This window comes from Mucilaginibacter sp. GW821-FHT07G05 (assembly GCF_059418565.1).
This window is the reverse complement of sequence record NZ_JBWKQC010000017.1, coordinates 42,105-57,816: the sequence shown is the minus strand read 5'-3', so window position 1 is coordinate 57,816 and position 15,712 is coordinate 42,105. Positions and strand designations below refer to the sequence as shown.

General features: G+C 43.0%; 18 protein-coding genes. 8 read left to right on the top strand and 10 right to left on the bottom strand.

Annotated features, from left to right (window positions below):
- Nucleotides 1–456: KwaA family protein (locus tag AC07NA_RS25745; protein ID WP_494900899.1), on the top strand; the 456-nt coding region annotated here is incomplete at its 5' end.
- On the opposite strand, the gene AC07NA_RS25740 is transcribed toward AC07NA_RS25745, so the two are convergent.
- Nucleotides 429–686, bottom strand: a complete 258-nt coding sequence (locus AC07NA_RS25740) for a hypothetical protein (protein ID WP_494900897.1) — start codon at nucleotides 684–686, stop codon at nucleotides 429–431. The genes AC07NA_RS25745 and AC07NA_RS25740 overlap by 28 nt on opposite strands.
- A 5-nt stretch (nucleotides 687–691) precedes the next feature.
- On the opposite strand from AC07NA_RS25740, the gene AC07NA_RS25735 reads away from it, so the two are divergent.
- Nucleotides 692–1,297, top strand: a complete 606-nt coding sequence (locus tag AC07NA_RS25735; protein WP_494900895.1) for a Kiwa anti-phage protein KwaB-like domain-containing protein — start codon at nucleotides 692–694, stop codon at nucleotides 1,295–1,297.
- A gap of 22 nt (nucleotides 1,298–1,319) precedes the next feature.
- Here AC07NA_RS25735 and AC07NA_RS25730 read toward each other — a convergent pair whose 3' ends face one another.
- Nucleotides 1,320–2,312 carry an HNH endonuclease gene (locus AC07NA_RS25730; protein ID WP_494900893.1) on the bottom strand — a complete coding sequence of 331 codons (993 nt, stop codon included), beginning with the start codon at nucleotides 2,310–2,312 and terminating at the stop codon, nucleotides 1,320–1,322.
- Between the two features lie 106 nt (nucleotides 2,313–2,418).
- Nucleotides 2,419–3,567: a hypothetical protein gene (locus AC07NA_RS25725; RefSeq protein ID WP_494900892.1), complete on the bottom strand. Its 1,149-nt coding sequence runs from the start codon at nucleotides 3,565–3,567 to the stop codon at nucleotides 2,419–2,421.
- A gap of 537 nt (nucleotides 3,568–4,104) precedes the next feature.
- On the opposite strand from AC07NA_RS25725, the gene AC07NA_RS25720 reads away from it, so the two are divergent.
- Nucleotides 4,105–4,677 carry a GNAT family N-acetyltransferase gene (locus tag AC07NA_RS25720; RefSeq protein WP_494900890.1) on the top strand — a complete coding sequence of 191 codons (573 nt, stop codon included), beginning with the start codon at nucleotides 4,105–4,107 and terminating at the stop codon, nucleotides 4,675–4,677.
- Between the two features lie 70 nt (nucleotides 4,678–4,747).
- Nucleotides 4,748–5,776, top strand: coding sequence for an HNH endonuclease domain-containing protein (locus AC07NA_RS25715; protein ID WP_494900889.1), 1,029 nt, complete (start codon nucleotides 4,748–4,750; stop codon nucleotides 5,774–5,776).
- Between the two features lie 223 nt (nucleotides 5,777–5,999).
- Here AC07NA_RS25715 and AC07NA_RS25710 read toward each other — a convergent pair whose 3' ends face one another.
- Nucleotides 6,000–7,415 carry a PAS domain S-box protein gene (locus tag AC07NA_RS25710; protein ID WP_494900887.1) on the bottom strand — a complete coding sequence of 472 codons (1,416 nt, stop codon included), beginning with the start codon at nucleotides 7,413–7,415 and terminating at the stop codon, nucleotides 6,000–6,002.
- Nucleotides 7,416–7,946: 531 nt separating this feature from the next.
- Between AC07NA_RS25710 and AC07NA_RS25705 the strand changes: the two genes are divergently transcribed.
- Nucleotides 7,947–9,134, top strand: a complete 1,188-nt coding sequence (locus AC07NA_RS25705; protein WP_494900885.1) for a glutathione-independent formaldehyde dehydrogenase — start codon at nucleotides 7,947–7,949, stop codon at nucleotides 9,132–9,134.
- A gap of 168 nt (nucleotides 9,135–9,302) precedes the next feature.
- Here the strand turns inward: AC07NA_RS25705 and AC07NA_RS25700 are convergent, their stop codons facing one another.
- Nucleotides 9,303–9,923, bottom strand: a complete 621-nt coding sequence (locus AC07NA_RS25700; RefSeq protein ID WP_494900884.1) for a TMEM175 family protein — start codon at nucleotides 9,921–9,923, stop codon at nucleotides 9,303–9,305.
- Between the two features lie 206 nt (nucleotides 9,924–10,129).
- Entirely contained in the window at nucleotides 10,130–10,423 is a 294-nt protein-coding gene (locus AC07NA_RS25695) for a putative quinol monooxygenase (RefSeq protein ID WP_494900882.1), read from the bottom strand.
- A gap of 966 nt (nucleotides 10,424–11,389) precedes the next feature.
- Between AC07NA_RS25695 and AC07NA_RS25690 the strand changes: the two genes are divergently transcribed.
- Nucleotides 11,390–12,289 carry a helix-turn-helix domain-containing protein gene (locus tag AC07NA_RS25690; RefSeq protein WP_494900880.1) on the top strand — a complete coding sequence of 300 codons (900 nt, stop codon included), beginning with the start codon at nucleotides 11,390–11,392 and terminating at the stop codon, nucleotides 12,287–12,289.
- A gap of 170 nt (nucleotides 12,290–12,459) precedes the next feature.
- On the opposite strand, the gene AC07NA_RS25685 is transcribed toward AC07NA_RS25690, so the two are convergent.
- Both AC07NA_RS25685 and AC07NA_RS25680 read right to left on the bottom strand, forming a co-directional pair.
- Nucleotides 12,460–12,633 carry a hypothetical protein gene (locus AC07NA_RS25685; protein ID WP_494900878.1) on the bottom strand — a complete coding sequence of 58 codons (174 nt, stop codon included), beginning with the start codon at nucleotides 12,631–12,633 and terminating at the stop codon, nucleotides 12,460–12,462.
- A 4-nt stretch (nucleotides 12,634–12,637) separates the two neighbouring features.
- Complete coding sequence (locus AC07NA_RS25680; protein ID WP_494900876.1) at nucleotides 12,638–12,907, bottom strand: hypothetical protein; 270 nt, start codon at nucleotides 12,905–12,907, stop codon at nucleotides 12,638–12,640.
- Between the two features lie 344 nt (nucleotides 12,908–13,251).
- Between AC07NA_RS25680 and AC07NA_RS25675 the strand changes: the two genes are divergently transcribed.
- Nucleotides 13,252–13,491 carry a hypothetical protein gene (locus tag AC07NA_RS25675; RefSeq protein WP_345212283.1) on the top strand — a complete coding sequence of 80 codons (240 nt, stop codon included), beginning with the start codon at nucleotides 13,252–13,254 and terminating at the stop codon, nucleotides 13,489–13,491.
- Between the two features lie 141 nt (nucleotides 13,492–13,632).
- Complete coding sequence (locus AC07NA_RS25670) at nucleotides 13,633–14,013, top strand: hypothetical protein (RefSeq protein ID WP_494900875.1); 381 nt, start codon at nucleotides 13,633–13,635, stop codon at nucleotides 14,011–14,013.
- Between the two features lie 241 nt (nucleotides 14,014–14,254).
- Here AC07NA_RS25670 and AC07NA_RS25665 read toward each other — a convergent pair whose 3' ends face one another.
- Both AC07NA_RS25665 and AC07NA_RS25660 read right to left on the bottom strand, forming a co-directional pair.
- Nucleotides 14,255–14,410, bottom strand: a complete 156-nt coding sequence (locus tag AC07NA_RS25665) for a DUF5131 family protein (protein ID WP_494900873.1) — start codon at nucleotides 14,408–14,410, stop codon at nucleotides 14,255–14,257.
- A gap of 52 nt (nucleotides 14,411–14,462) precedes the next feature.
- On the bottom strand, nucleotides 14,463–14,969 hold the full coding sequence (locus AC07NA_RS25660) for a DUF5131 family protein (RefSeq protein ID WP_494900872.1): 507 nt from the start codon (nucleotides 14,967–14,969) through the stop codon (nucleotides 14,463–14,465).
- Between the last annotated feature and the right edge of the window lie 743 nt (nucleotides 14,970–15,712).

Genomic DNA, 15,712 nt, shown 5'->3' with positions numbered 1-15,712 from the left:
CTGTGGAACGGCTTTAAGATCTTCATTCACCTGCACTGGCTGTTATTGCTGTTCCTTGCGCTGATCTGTCTTTGCAGATTCCTCCTCAATTATGCGCTGAAGATCCTGCCGTCCAAATCATTTGAGACCAAATCGATCAAGCCGGCGGATCCGAACTTCCTTTCGATACTGCTTAGTTATCTTGCGCCCTGGTTCAAGATATTCATAACGGACAAACATGTGGGCATATATATTACCGGTTTCCTTTTGATCGCGTTTTGCCTAGCACTGATCACTTCGGAATCTTACCAGTATAACCTGAGCATCCGCTTGTTTTTCGGTTATAAAAATTTCGAGGTAGCGACTAAGGACGAGGTAACCTACCTTGTACTTTCGAAAACCCCGCTGATCAATAAAAAACAGGTCACCCAGGTGGTTTACCTGACCGATTATATGTTAATCAATACAACGCCATGAGCCAGATCAATAACTTTTACGCCATTTTGCAGGATAATACCGTAAGGAGCGTCGGCCTGGTTCAGGCCCTCATACCGGAGATCCAGGATATCTTCCTTAAAAAAGGGGCCGCCTTGCTTGCTCCGGAAGATCTGGTCGAATTCGACGGTAATTACCGGGTCCACGAAGGTGACGACGAATTGCTGTTCGTCACTATGCCGCTGCCCGATGCGGTTAATGAGGCAAAACAAATGCTATGGGCATCGTTCCCATTGATATCACCAAAGATCAGATCAAAGCGCTTTTCTGGTATGAGGACGATACCTGGTACTTCCAGAACTTCGATGCCCGCCGCCTGCTGCGCAGAAAACGAATACTTGTCCTTTCGAAGGATACTTTCGATGAGCTGAAAGCCGATGCCTTTGTGGTGGAGGATATGGTCAATGCCGTCTACAAGGACGGCAAATACTTATTTCCTTCCTATACCAATGCCAACAAGATCTTTAGCTTAAGCGATATATACCATGAGGCTACTAAACCTGAACTGATCAGTTTTGCGGCAAATGCAAAAGTGAGCATCGACGAAGCCTGGATCGTGGACAAAGCCAATTCGGTCATCAAACGCAATATATCGCTCCTGATGGACAGCAAAGTGCTCGATTTTGCTGATACGGCGGTAGTTAAGGCAGATGCGCTGGCTTACGATGTCGATATCACACTGGACGCGGATGGAAAGATCGTTTTTCCGAAAAATCTCAAAAAATGCAAGGATGTCCTGACCTTCCTGAACGAGCAGTTTTATACCGGCCCGATCACCAAAAAGCGATTCCGAACCAATAATAAACGGGAGGTTAAAAAATAGGCTGGCTTTGGGCAATTAAACCTTATTTCTGTTCCCTGCGCCCCAACTGGTTCTTCTCAATGATCAGCTCCAGCCGGCGGTATCGCTTATCTATTTCTGTTCGGTTCTCCAACGTGATCAGCGGCAATATCTCAAAATGCGGTTTGGTTAGTTTAATGGCTATTGTTTTATCGAGCCTTTTTCCGCTTAAAATGTCAAATGCATAGGTTTCGCAGATATCCGGACCGCCATAGTCCATGTTGAGCCTGATCAGTACATTCTGCATATTGAATAGCTCGACATAAGCATAAAGCAGTTTTTTTCCGGCAATTCCCCTAATGTAAATGATGTGGCTTACTTCGTCCGCTCCCAGATCATGTATGCGATAGTGATTCGGATCAGGATAATAAAAATAGGTCATTTCATTGCCCGCTTCGCCTTTGATCATCGCGATCGCGGGTTTGACCCATTCGATATCATGCTTCAGCAGCAGATAAAAATTAACCGCCATCTTGGTCATAGACCGGAAACTTTCCTGGCCGCCGATTTCAAAATCGACCCTGTCATCGGACGTCACATTCCGGAGCCTGTAAGGTTCTGCCGATGGCAGTTCTGTATAATAGGCCTCACCGGCGATCTTGTATTTTTTACTTACCTGTCTTTTCTTTTCTGCGATCTTTTTCTCGAAATCTTCCTCAGGCACGTATTCCACAACAGGTTCCTGGCCGGGTAATCGGGTGATGATCCTGGCCATAGGCTTTAATCGTTTACCGACCATTTTAGCTGATCCATCTGCGGCTTTCAATGCCAGAACGACCTGCCCTTTTTCTCTTTGACGTTCTACACCCAAATGGTCAACGAGCATACCCAGCCGGTTGTTGAGCGCCTGATCTATTGTCCCTCCGAATCCCTCATTGCATTGCTTGCAAAGCAGCCATTTAGACCGCCACCTGCCGCCAATGCCATTATTGATAATATGCTCAAGGGAATTATTGGTTTCGTCAAAAGGAACTCCGCAGCTATAACAATTGTCCATAGAATATGCTGATCATGCGCTTAATGCTGCATGATCTAATTTACGAAAAAAATGGCCGGATCATCACCCGGCCATTTGTCTTTACATTTCAGCGCTTTGCAAGACTTTATTGCCTGACAATATTGGGCAGTTCGGCATCAAATAATTCAGCGAACCTTTTCCCGGAAAGAATAAGCCCCTGATATCTGGGATCATTTGCCAGATTGGCCCCCCATTCCGTAGCCGACCGTCTTTGGGTAGGCGTACCGTGATGCAGGACATTGTCGAAATCGCAATCACCGACACTGAAAAATATATCAAGGAATTGCTGCGCTCTTTTCCATTGTCTGGCATGACCTTCGGTATGCGAAAGAAAATAAGCCGCAAAGGCATCAGCCATTAATTCCGTGCGCCGGCTGAGTTCCGCGGAAGGTTTGATACTATAATCGAGTATCCCCAGGTCATATTGGATCTGGTGGCCGAACTCATGAGCCAGGATCGCCTGTGGCGCAATATCTCCGTAGCCTAACTGATCATAGGCACGCAAAAAGCCGTCACCGATAATAAGCTTGTCGGGCACCTGCCCAATGCAGGTATAACGTTTTTCCTGGTGCGCATAGGCATTGAACGTCAGAAAGGGATGATTGCCGTTAAGGTATTCGGGGTAAGTTTTCAACGAAGCAATGACCTCGTCGGCATATTTTTTTGAAAGCTCAGGACTATATCCGAGCTGCGTTCGGTAGGTGGTGTATACCTTTTCCCGGTCGCGCAGCTGCGAACCGTGCGCAGCGACCAAAAGGATATCCCTCGCTTCAATGTCCCAGAAGCGCTTGAGGTCCTTAAAAGTTTCCTTTAACTGGTGGGTGTATTCACCGTTGAGCCCAAAATATTGTTCCCGGGGATCCTTTTCAAACAGCATGGCGACGTAGATCGACAGGTAAGGTAATTTCAGATCTTCCCTGCTGGTCATGTCACGGGCCCCCTGACTCCATCCGGTAAATTGTTTGACAAGCCACACGTTGATCGGCGTTACAACGCTGCATGGCGTGGGCTCAACACCCATTGCGCGAAGTAAAAGATCCCGGTTTTGCTTCTCCGGTTCCGGTGTAAAAGCCAGATCCCGTTTGGTTCCGCTGTCAATAGCGCAGCCGGATACTTCATTTCCCGGTGGCTCAGGGTTTGTTGTCTGGTCCGAATTTTTTCTGCAGCCCCAAAAAAGAACTGCCGCACACACACTGATCACAGCGTACAGTTGAAGATGTTTAATTGATCTCATTTTAGTTAGATGTTAAGAATTAAAGATCTGTCAGCGCAACGAAAGGGTTCAGTTCCAAAGACAGGATACTTCTCCCATCCGGCTACTGTCAGATCAGGGCCGAAATTAGCTTTAAGGCCTTAACCAGGGAATTCTATTATGTGAACCGGCCTTTTGTATATGCCAATTCGGTTGGTTACGCTACCAATTCTTACCCGCCACTGAACCAGGACATCCCGTTCCGGCCGGGCTATCCGCTGTATCTTCTGTGAAGGATGCCGCTGCTATCCCTGATGCTGCCATGCCCCGCAGATCCGGTTCATGCAATCCGCTGCGCTGCTTTTCTTCTCCAGATCCCGGGCCGCGCTGCAAGAGCCCTGCAGGCGTATGCCACCCGCTTTTCGGACAAACCGTACGCTCCGCTAAACCGGCTTGTCCGGCGGGAACATCCGCCCGCAGGGCACTTGCCAGGGGAGCTTTGATTTTGGAAATGCCTGACTACTGCCTTTGTTATCAAATATCTTGACGTGATAAGGCAAACATTCTTATTTTGCGGATATGCTTCGACCTGTCTGCCTTGAAAACGATGACCATCTGATCCATCCGTTCCGCCCTGAGGACCTCAGCGGTTATAGTAAACTGGTGAACGAAATATTCCTTCTGTTGTCCGACGATGACACGCTGCTTTTTCTTCCCGAAAAACGCATGCGGTCGGTCTCCGATGCAGATGCCTGGCTCAAGGGAACGATCCTTAATTTTCATTGCGGACGAAACTTCATCCATTTTATCAGAGATAAGGAAACCGGGAAACTGGTGGGCATGATCGATATCATTTCCCCGGAACTGGCCATGTCTAAATACCGCCTGAGCGAGTATCCTTATTTTATCGAATTTTATCTGGCGGGCCGGGCGCACGGAAAAAGGATTATGTCTTCTCTTCTGCCCAAAGTTGTTGCTGAGCTGCGGAAGCGGGATATAGCTATGTTGGGTGCTGTGGTCAACCGCCGTAATACGGCAGCCCAAAAGGTGCTTTTCCGAACTGGTTTCCGTTACAGGTCGGCCTTTGATCCCATGCAGGACCTCTATGAATTATCGGCAGCCGATTTGATGCCGGTACGGCGGGCAGGGTAATGCTTTGGTGAAGTAATTATACCAGGGATCTTCTTTTTGAATTAGTCCCTTTATAAATATATATTTGAAAATGGATTTGCCTGAGCATAAAAATCTCCCTGTACATTTACTTACCTCATGCTTTAACCATACCGTCACTACGTATAAATTTTATTGGTTTCTTTCTTTACTGCAGCATGTAGAAACGGGACAAACAGTGATTCCTAAATACCGGCTTTTTGCAGATATGGTTGCGCACGCCTGGTACACCGTAAACTATTTCAAGATCTCTTTTGGAAAGCAGGATAGATTGCAACAGGCGATTGAGCAGCTTAAGTCGAGAGAAAATCTGACCATTGACGCAGGCCGACAGGCGATTTACAACTATTTGGATAATACTACTGATAAAGAAACTTTGCGCGATCTGCGCTATTTCAATGGCGAAGTACCTCACCGCTTTCTAAGCCCTTGGTTCCGGGCGGAAGATATGCAGGCAGCTTATGCTGCGTCGACACGTTTCGAAAACCAATGCCTTTACGCACTTTACTCCGATCATATTGAGGTAAACCCGTCCTGGACCGCTTACCTCCAACAGCATGCAGGCATACTTCGTGGTTTTTGCTACTGGCGCCTAACCATGTATCTTCAAGCCAAGAATCCTAATGTGCCGGACATTCCTAATAAACTGATCCGAACTCCGGTCCGTAAACCTTTGACCGAACAACGTAAATTCTGGGATATCGTCATCGGGGAACTCGGAAGCGTAGACTGCATCTATACTAACCGGAAACTTGTAAAAGGTGATTATGCTGTAGAGCATTTCCTTCCCTACGCCTTCGTGTCACATGACCTGATGTGGAACCTGATCCCTGCCGACCGTAGTTTCAATAGTTCAAAAAGCGATAAGTTGCCATCATTAGACCGGTATTTTCAGCCCTATTATGACCTGCAATCTTCGGCGATAGAAATTGTCAGAACGAAAGCCCCGAAAAATAAGTTCCTGGAAGATTATCTGACCATCATTCCTGATCTTTCTATGTTTCAAAGGGACCGGATATGGGAACAAGTGCAACCGCTGACCACAATCGCCAGGAATAATGGCTTTCTTACTTTGCTTTAGGAGCTGACCATTTGCGGAGATACCCGGTTTATTCGATGATCATTTCATGAAAAGTTAAGTATATTATCAATAGTAGACTCCCCGAATGTGGTGATTCATTCACGGCCATTCTCCACTTGTCACTTGCCAGGAATACTGCAAAGAGGAAAAATGATCAGATAATCTAGGACGAAGTAAAGCAAGTTAAAATCGTTCAATTAGAGCATCCCAAATTGAACTAACCCTAGTCATATTTATTTCTTATGATCAAGTCATCTGACACCTGGCTTGTTAACGTTGTGATATCCATTATCACTTTATCGAGCTCTTCCGCCGACCTTTTTAGCATCGGGATGATCTCAGCATTCTGCGAATCCTCCAACTTACAAAGCTGGGCAAGTCCAAGAATACTAGCGACCGGTGCGCGCACGCGGTGAGACTGGATCCAGGCGATCTGGCGGAGGCGCTCGTTCTGTTCTTCTATCTTATGTAAGTATTTTTGTGCCTCCGTAATATCCCTCAACAAACAATTGACACCGATGACCTGATCGTTAAGGTCCCGGATCGGGTTAAAGCTTACTTCATAATACATCCCCTCGTCATCAGACTCGCGTTGTCTGACAAGGCTGAATGCCTCACCGTCGAACGCCCGGTCATAACTTTCAAAAAAGATCTTTAAGTTTTCCTGCATGAAGTCAGCTTTGGTCACCTCGCCCTCGCTTTTACCGGTCAATTCCTTAACCCTATTCCAGAAAGCCTGGTTACCGGTGATGATGTTGGATCGACGGTCCACTGACCAGATCAGGTCGCGTGTATTGTTAATGATCGCGCGAAGGTTCTGTCCGTCATTGTAGATCTGCTCCTGGATCTTTTTTCGTTCCGTGATGTCTACAAAATAAACTGCGATACCGTTTTTGGTGGGGTAAACATTCAGTGAACCCCATACACCCAAAGGTGCATAAAGCTCCTCAAAATGTACGCTAATCCTTTCTGTCATTGCCCGCTCGTATTCTGCGTAGAAGCGGCCATCCCTGCTATTTGGAAAATAGTGCCAGAGATTTTTACCGATGATGTCCTCTTTTTTACAGCACAAGGCAACTTCTGCAGCTTTATTAATGAATGTCACTTCCCAGCGGCTGTTCAGTGCGTAGAAGCCATCTGTAATACTGTCGAGCATGTTCTCCATTTCGGCTGATTTTTCACTGACGATCTGATCAGCGCGCATCTTTTCATCCACGTTAACGACCAGGACCTGCCTTGCACCTCTTCCCTCAAAGATGGTATAGTGAATATATACGCTGACATAGAACCGTTGCCCGGCTTTATTGATATGCAGCCAGCGTCCTGCATCCATATGTTTTTTGGGAAGGTCTTTGTGAAATTCAAGCAAGGCAGGTATTTCCTCAGGCGGGCGGATGTCTGTAAGTTTAAGTTGCAGGAACTCTTCTTTGGTATAGCCATATTGTTCGATCGCTGCATCGTTGACCGCCAGGAAACAAAAGGTCTGATCGTCATAGATGTACATCGGGGTCGGAATGCCGTCAAAAAGTCTTTTGTAATCTTCCAAAGTATTTTTCTGCTGTATCCTCAAACGGAAATAGAGCACCCAACAGCCAAGCGCGACCGATCCCATGAGGACAAAGGCGAAAATAGTATACATGGCATAGAGGTTATAAAGGGTATAGCATGCAAGTTATGAATTCAAGATGATATTCCTTAAAGTTGTTTTAACCAATTTAATTGGAACTCTCGCCAATGGACCAGGTCTTTACTGTATTAAGTGCCAGTTTGTACCATACACTGAACTGAAAAGTTTACGTCTCCACAGGTCTTCCAAGTTCATACTATGTCTTTTTGATATCTTTTCAAAAACCCAACTCATAGAAAGAATCCAAACCATGATGACAAAACTTTTCATTCCCCAATCGCAGTACGATTATTGTCGGTTTTTTTTTAATGAAAATCATACATTTTCATTCGTCACAAAACGAATTTTGATCACTATTTATTTCCCCCATTAATCATACCAAAGCTCTGTGAATTAGCTAATTAAAAAAACCATATTTAACCTTTGGTTAAATATGCTAAGCTTCTAAACTATTATTGTATTTCATGTCCTAGGGGCTTTATGGGAATAGCCTTTGAGCCATTTTAGCTTTCTAAACAAAATTATTCACTTAATCAAAGTTTTATGAAAGCATTAGTTTATTACGGAGCCAAAGACGTAAGGGTATCAGAGGTGCCCGATCCAAAAATTGAACAACCCACTGACGTACTGGTCAGGATCACAACGACTAATATCTGTGGTTCTGATCTGCATATGTACGAAGGACGAACCAACATGGAAGAAGGACGTATTTTCGGCCACGAAAACCTCGGAGAGGTCATAGAGGTCGGTAACGCGGTAGTTAACATCAAGGTCGGTGACATGGTGTGTATGCCATTTAATATCGGATGTGGTCATTGTAAGAATTGCGAGAGCGGACTCACCGCCTTTTGTCTGACCATGAACCCTGGGTTCGCGGGTGCTGCATATGGCTTTGCCGGAATGGGGCCGTATGACGGAGGGCAGGCTGAATACCTGCGGGTGCCCTATGGCGACTTCAACTGCTTAAAACTGCCTGAAGATGCCAAAGAGAAGGAAAACGATTATGTGCTGTTATCTGATATTTTCCCTACTGGTTTTCATGCCACCCAGTTGGCCGGCGTTAAGCCTGGCGATAACGTGGTTATATATGGAGCCGGGCCGGTGGGTTTGATGGCAACCATCTCAGCGGGCATAAAAGGTGCGAACAAAATAATGGTAGTTGATGATCATCCGGACAGGTTAAAACTAGCCGAAGAGTTGGGTGGCATACCGATCGACTTTTCAAAAGCGCCAGCAGTTGAACAGGTCCTTGAATTGACAGATGGTATTGGAGCTGACCGAGGCTGCGAATGCGTAGGTTATCAGTGTTGTGATAAGCACGGACACGAACATAACAATATAACCATGAACGAACTGGTGCAAGCCGTTAAGTTCACAGGATCAATCGGTGTAGTTGGGGTCTTTGTTGCTCCAGACCCAAAAGCAGAAGATTCTCTTGCCAAGAAAGGTCATATGGATTTTGACTTTGGTAATTTTTGGTTGAAGGGACAAAGCATTGCAACCGGACAGGCAAACGTAAAATCTTATAACCGTCAGCTTTGCGGTTTGATCTCTTCAGGTAAAGCTAAACCATCGGTCATCATTTCTCATGAACTTTCGTTGGATGACGCACCAGATGGTTACAAGCATTTTGATACACGCGACAAAGGCTGGACCAAGGTGATCTTAAAACCAGGTAAGCAAGGCACCTCAAAAACACAGGCAGAAGAACGAGAGGCGTTAACTGCATAACGATAAAGCATTGCGTTCTATAAATGGAAAAGCTTGTAAGTTACAATACAGGCTTTTCCTTTTATTCGAAGATATTAAATGGACCTCAACGTGGGATACAGCCTTTTTAGCGTATCCCGTAACGTTTATATATAAACAGCTAGGATCATCTCATAGCTTAATTGACCTTCATCGCCTTTTCCTCTCCATGATCTTCCTTTCACTGAACCGAGGTAGCGCAAAATAGATGTATAATAACACAATAGGAATAATACTTAAAGGCACATTCCACATAGCAATAATTAAGGCAGCTAAATGTAGTGCAGGCGCAATGGCATATTCTTTTGTCAGCAATTTGATAAGCCCGGGATCTGTGTCTTCTTCTAAAAGTCCTTTCTTTCTGGTCGCATACCACCACACGCAATTATAAAATAATGTCATTAGCACCAATGTTGTATGATAAATCAATGCCGCCGTTCGTTCGTCTGGTCTGCCAACATGCCGTGCCAATAATCCTGTAGTAAAAGACTGGAGCGTAACAAACATTAAAAACAAAATATGCAATATGAGCAGGTACTGATCTGTAGGTTTGATATAAATGAACATGTTGTGATGGTTGGACCAGGCAACGCATATAAACAGGAAAGATGCGGCGAATGCAGCATAATGAGGCCAGTTCTTAAAGATCGCTGCCAGCAGATCAGTTCCGCCAGCTGGTTTAGGCAGTTCTGTAGCGAGTAATGTTGCCGCGATCGCTAAGACAGCATCGCTAAAATATTCAAGCCTGTCTGTTGGTCGGTGATTGTACATAAGAACCTTATTGAAATAAATGCTTTGTACCTTAAAATAAAGGGCCGTTGATCATGGCAATTGATCACAACGACCCTTTACTGATCGAACCCGATAATTTACCGGGATCACCGGAATCATCCGAGCTGATCTTATCCGTTATTGTGATATTGGCGGTGGGTGTCGAATGACGGCCTTTGGTCACCGCGGGCTTTTGTAATTAGCGATCACTTAAAGGCGAGTATTTTTACTTTGCCGATTACCGGTGTGGAAACGAGTAGTTCGTCTGCGCTAGCCATTAATGCTTTGGCGATCTCACCGCCGAGGTGAGCGTCCCGGCCGGCCTCATCAGCAAATGTATCGAATATGCCGAAGGTCGAAGATCCGATCTGAAGTGCATACCAGCGAATGGTTCCTGGTTCAGCTTCCGCTAAAGACAAAGCATTTGTAAGAAGGTCAGCAACTTGCTGTTCTTTACCGGGTTTAGCCTCGAATTGGGCCAGTAACGCTAAATTTTCCATTTGATCGATTTTTATAGAAAGGTTCGTTGGCGGCAATATACCGCCATGATACACAGCACACTAATAGTGCCACGATGAGAATTTTATATGTTGGTAATTCACTGACAATAAACAATTGCTTACAGGACGGCAAACACGGTATATCTTTGTATCCTAAAGTAAAATAAAACTGAGCCCGTGGTCTATCATTTCCAAAATGACATTTTATGGCATCAGCCTTTGACTGATCCACATTTGACATACCAAAATAACTGCTTGATAAAAAATGTAATGTTTAAGCCAATAGGTACCATAAAAGTGTCAAATAAGAAAATAAAAGTTTCCGGCGGAAATGACGGAGGTATATCAACAATGTGCTAAAAAAAATTATAAATTTTTAAAAAGTATCGCCGCTATTGTGGTCTGCCTACCAGCTCTAAGAAATGAAGCTATTGTGGTCGTACGTTTATGGCTGTCACTAAGGTCGAAATATTCCGCGCAGTCTTAAAAAGGCGAAGATTCGTAACGCAATCACTATTGAAATTATGCTTGATACACATCGAATTCCAGTTTTGCATCCAGAAAGTAATTCGTAGTTGGATATCAGTAAGCTACGATGTTTTGGTTACAAATCAGCACAAATTTTTCGTCCTGAATAGGCTATTTTTGTTGTGAATTTGTTAGCGGGATGTGGATAACTTTACTAAGTAGGCTAGCCGATTCATGACATTGATATTTATTACAAAACGAATAGTAGTTACAAAAAAGGATAGTAAATATTCGTCACCGTAGTAAGACGGTTTTCATATTTTTACAGTGATTGACCAGGGAGCTACTGAAATGCCATGGAATAAAAATAACTCTAAGAATAGGGCTAAATGTTTAGGAAATGGCTATTCGACGGCACTTTATGATTTCCATGCATCCTAAAAAGGTCTCAATAAGTGTAACTTTATCGGTTTTGACCACAACAATTAAACCTATTATATGGCTATTGTAAATAATATCTTTGATGTTAGCCTGAAAACGATAGGCTTGCTTCATGTGAACGGAGAGAGTCTGAATTTAATAAATTCGGATTCTTACAAGGCTTACATCAAAGCACTTTACCTTCCAAAAGGCTGTAAGATCAAAGTAGACTTCAGCGTATATCATACCGAGGGGCCGGCGCTGTTCTTTATCAGCCCTAATCAGGTATTAAGCATTGAAGGTTTATGTACAGAGTCTGGCTATTTCATATTTTACAACAGGGATTTTTATTGTATCCAGATACATGACGAAGAGGTAGCTTGCGATGGCTTATTATTCAATAATATCAATAACATGCCTATGACTACCGTACCTGAGGAAGAGGCGACCTTTATCAATTACCTTTTTACCCAGCTCGAAAGCGAATTCAGGTTAAAAGAATCATCCCATGAAGAGATGCTTCGCACTTATTTGAAGCAATTACTCATCAAATCAACCCGGTTGTGGAAGCAGCAACATTTTGATGGCGCATTGACAGATCAAAATAATGATCCGGAAACTTTCCGTCACTTCACCCAACTGGTAGAAGCGCATTATAAAGAGAAACATACCGTCGCTGATTACGCGGATCTGATGCTCGTTGCCCCTAAAACATTAACGCACAAATTCAAAAGAATGAATTTGCCACCGCCGAACGAGGTTATTAAAAATCGTATCATCTTAGAGGCCAAGCGACTCCTGGTGCACACGAGCATGACGACTAAAGAAATTGCTTATGAACTTGGATATGATGACCCGGCCTACTTTAGCCGTTTATTTTACATTAAGACCGGTGACTCGCCTTCAGTATTCAAAACTAAATTCTTGGGACAAAATAATAAGCCAAAGGCAGATCCCTACTTATTATCAGAAGCATAGATATTGTTAAGTGATGCATAGCGTATCGCTGACAAAGTGCGGTATATTTAATTCCAGGTATATAACAGACCTAAAGAAAGAGGCCAAAAACTTCGTATGCAGTGTTATAAGGAACCCAAAAGGGTTGCCGTTCGCTAAATGCGATAATTACCTACAAAGAGTAAAACAGATTAGATAACAACGATGAGATAATTCGGCATTAATCTTTTGAGCCGGTGGCCGAGGGTGTTACCAATATTATTTTTTATAACATCAAAGAAACCGGCAATACCACCTCTCCCGCCTTTAGTTTGATCGTCAAGGCCTTTGACTTGATCGCGCGAACCTTTTATGATGCTGGCCATCCTTTCACCGTATGGTGTACCACGCTCTGCTATGGATAACCTGCCGTAAGGTGATTAGCCTTTCCAGTGCTGCCTTACGCTGCGCTATCGATCCTTTTGCATTAAGCATCTCGCGGGAGTCATTCTTTAACTCCGCTGTAGATTGCTGTTGCCTGTATTTTTCCTCTGCAAGCATTTGGGCCAGTTGCTTACTTAGCGTAACCCGGTTAGTTACTGTAGCCTGTTGTTGGGAACCTGCAATGGCTTTTCCGTAGATCCGGACGATAATATACATAACATAAAATTTGACTCGGGATATCACTATGAAGAAATACTACGGCATGAAATATGCTTTAGATAAAAAAGCGATCGATGGCAACCATATATTCAGTGACAGACTCAAAAAACAAGGTGTATAAAGTTGCTTACAAAAGGGAAAATAATGAACATGTGTACAATATAACAGATGAGCAAGGCAGATACTGTGAAATAGCCTTCAATGAAGATTGGACGATATATAGTGTTACCGCTGTCTATTCGCCCGATATGGATACTCGTGAGTTGGGTAACCTGATAATGGAATATGTTCAATCATAATGTTTAATACTATTGTATATTCGCTACGTCAAATGCAGCAACATGGACGATTATAATTTTACAATAACAGTATACGGGGTGGAATTGATGGTGAAGCGCCACCCAAAGCTTAAAAGATTTTTTGAGGTGTTTAATCCCGATACATTTTACCTAATATGCTATAATTATTCGGGCAAATGGGATTTTGTAGAGATGAGGGATCGGTCGAAAAAGATTGACATACCGGAAGTTGGAGGCGCGATTATTGGCTATCTAAATCAGAGCGGGATTCCTATAGATTAAACCTTCACTTTCCTCAACAGTCTCCCAATGATCACGCACCTGGTACCATCTTCAAATTCAACAAGGAAATTACCGTTACGGCCGGATATTGCCATACTACAATGTATGCCATTGTTGTATATTTAAAACCTGATTTAAGCTATGGACATTGAAAAACTGTCGCCATTTTATGGCAAAACTACAGCGGGAACTGAGAGTAAGCAAACTACTGATCAAATATTCAAAGTTAAAATAAATGGACCCAACGTATCTTTCGAAACGTTGGCACTCTATTATTCAAATACTGGTGAGCCGATGGAACTGGCACTCATTTATGAGAACAACACGGGGGTTATGCGACCTTGCGTTTTAAAAAAGAGTCCCAATAGTCATTTCCTGAATTCGAGATACCGATTTGCACTTGAATTAGCAGCGGGAAAAATTGAAGCAGAGTTTGAAAAGAGGAAGGTTCCTTATATGAGATATCTTGATATTGTCGATCAGTTGCTGTCTGATTTTGAGGAGCAAGGACCAAATAGGTAGCCCAAGCATATATCACGATCGTACAAGCGGCAACAAGATAGTTGTGAACACCACCCATCACATTGAACGCGTTGGCACTGGTGATGATAGGAACAAGGGGTTGGATTTAGCTGATTTTTTGTTGAGTGAGTAGTAGCTCACGATATATTATACCATTCAGTTGTGAACCTCCTTTCGCATGTAAAAGATGGTTTTTATCAATGGTTGGATTGCCAGGTTTAACATTAAACTTTGGTTTTCCCTATTGTTTGAAAAAGAAAGGAACAGGGAATTTCTTACGTTGAACCCTAATACTGTCAATCCATTCAAATTTTACCGGCCTTGCTCCATGTTCGGATTCACCTCCTACTATCACCCAATGAATACCTCTAAGCGGTAAGTCATCAATATTCCCCAAAAGCGGTTCGATTGATAAAAATCTTGTTTTTGCTGGAACTAAGCTGAGTTCATCAATTCTTTAACATAGTTAGAATTTCGACATATACTCCCATCCAAATATTATCAGTCCATTTTAATTGGTCTGCAATAGCAATCAATCTGTCCGATCTTTTAGTTAAAAACTGGTATGTATGTTGCGGAGTGGTGTTCATAACTAAAAATACAGATTTTATAAAATCTGTAAGTATTTCGTCATGAAAAAAATCGCTCATTGAATTAACAAATACCACTTTTTCTTTTTTCCAAGTGAATGGAATATTCAATGTAGTTGGACGTAGTGTGATTTTAAATCCATCTTTATACTTATCAACACCCATTGCTTTTAGTCGCCTTGACATAACTATTGCATAGCAAAACTTACAGCCAGGACCGATTTTTTTACAACCTGTAACCGGATTCCACGTTTCCTCTGTCCATTCAATTGATGACAGGATCCGGCGCGGGTGCTGACAACAGTTGATCTGGAATCGATTATAACCAACGGGTATACTGAGGCTATTAAAGACGATGGCGGGCATACAAATATTAGATGAAGTTTATAATCAATCTTCAATTTAAGGATGGCAAAATCAGAGTGGAGCCGGATATTAAAAGCTTGATGGCATCCGCAATACTGGAAAATACGAACGTAAATACTACTTATCAAATTTAGACTCCAAAATAAAAGGTGAGACAAGTTGCATTTATGTAATTAGATCTACCGGAGAGGTGATATTGCTCAATCCTGAACTTAAAGATAAAATAGATGGGTTCGTAAATGTATTCATTCAAAAATTAATTATCAGGGTCGGATCAGATTGGTAGATACCGACCGCGCAAGTTGTGAGGCAAGAAAAACCTTGACGGTTGCAAAAATTACGAATCGCCTATCGAGAAAATGCCAATATTGGGATCTTTTTATACCCAATCGATAAATGATGATTGGACATTTTGAGTCAGTTGTAAATAGAGTATTGCTGTTAGTCACGATGATCCTTGAAAAGCAAATATATCAGCGATACAATTACTGCAAAAATTATTACTTTAAATATCCCGCGTTATTTGACTTTTCGGTAAAAAGAAAAAAAGCACTTGAAACATTTAAAGTGCCTCACATTGTCCGAAAGTATCAGTCTCACTAAACGAGACCGCGGTATCCTTGTTACTCCCAAGCTTTGGCATTTAGGGCATGTTAGTTGATTAGAATTTTCGATTGCAGGGGTAACAACCATTGCGACTATATAAGGTGATTAATATTGGCACTTTTTACGAGGATATGTTC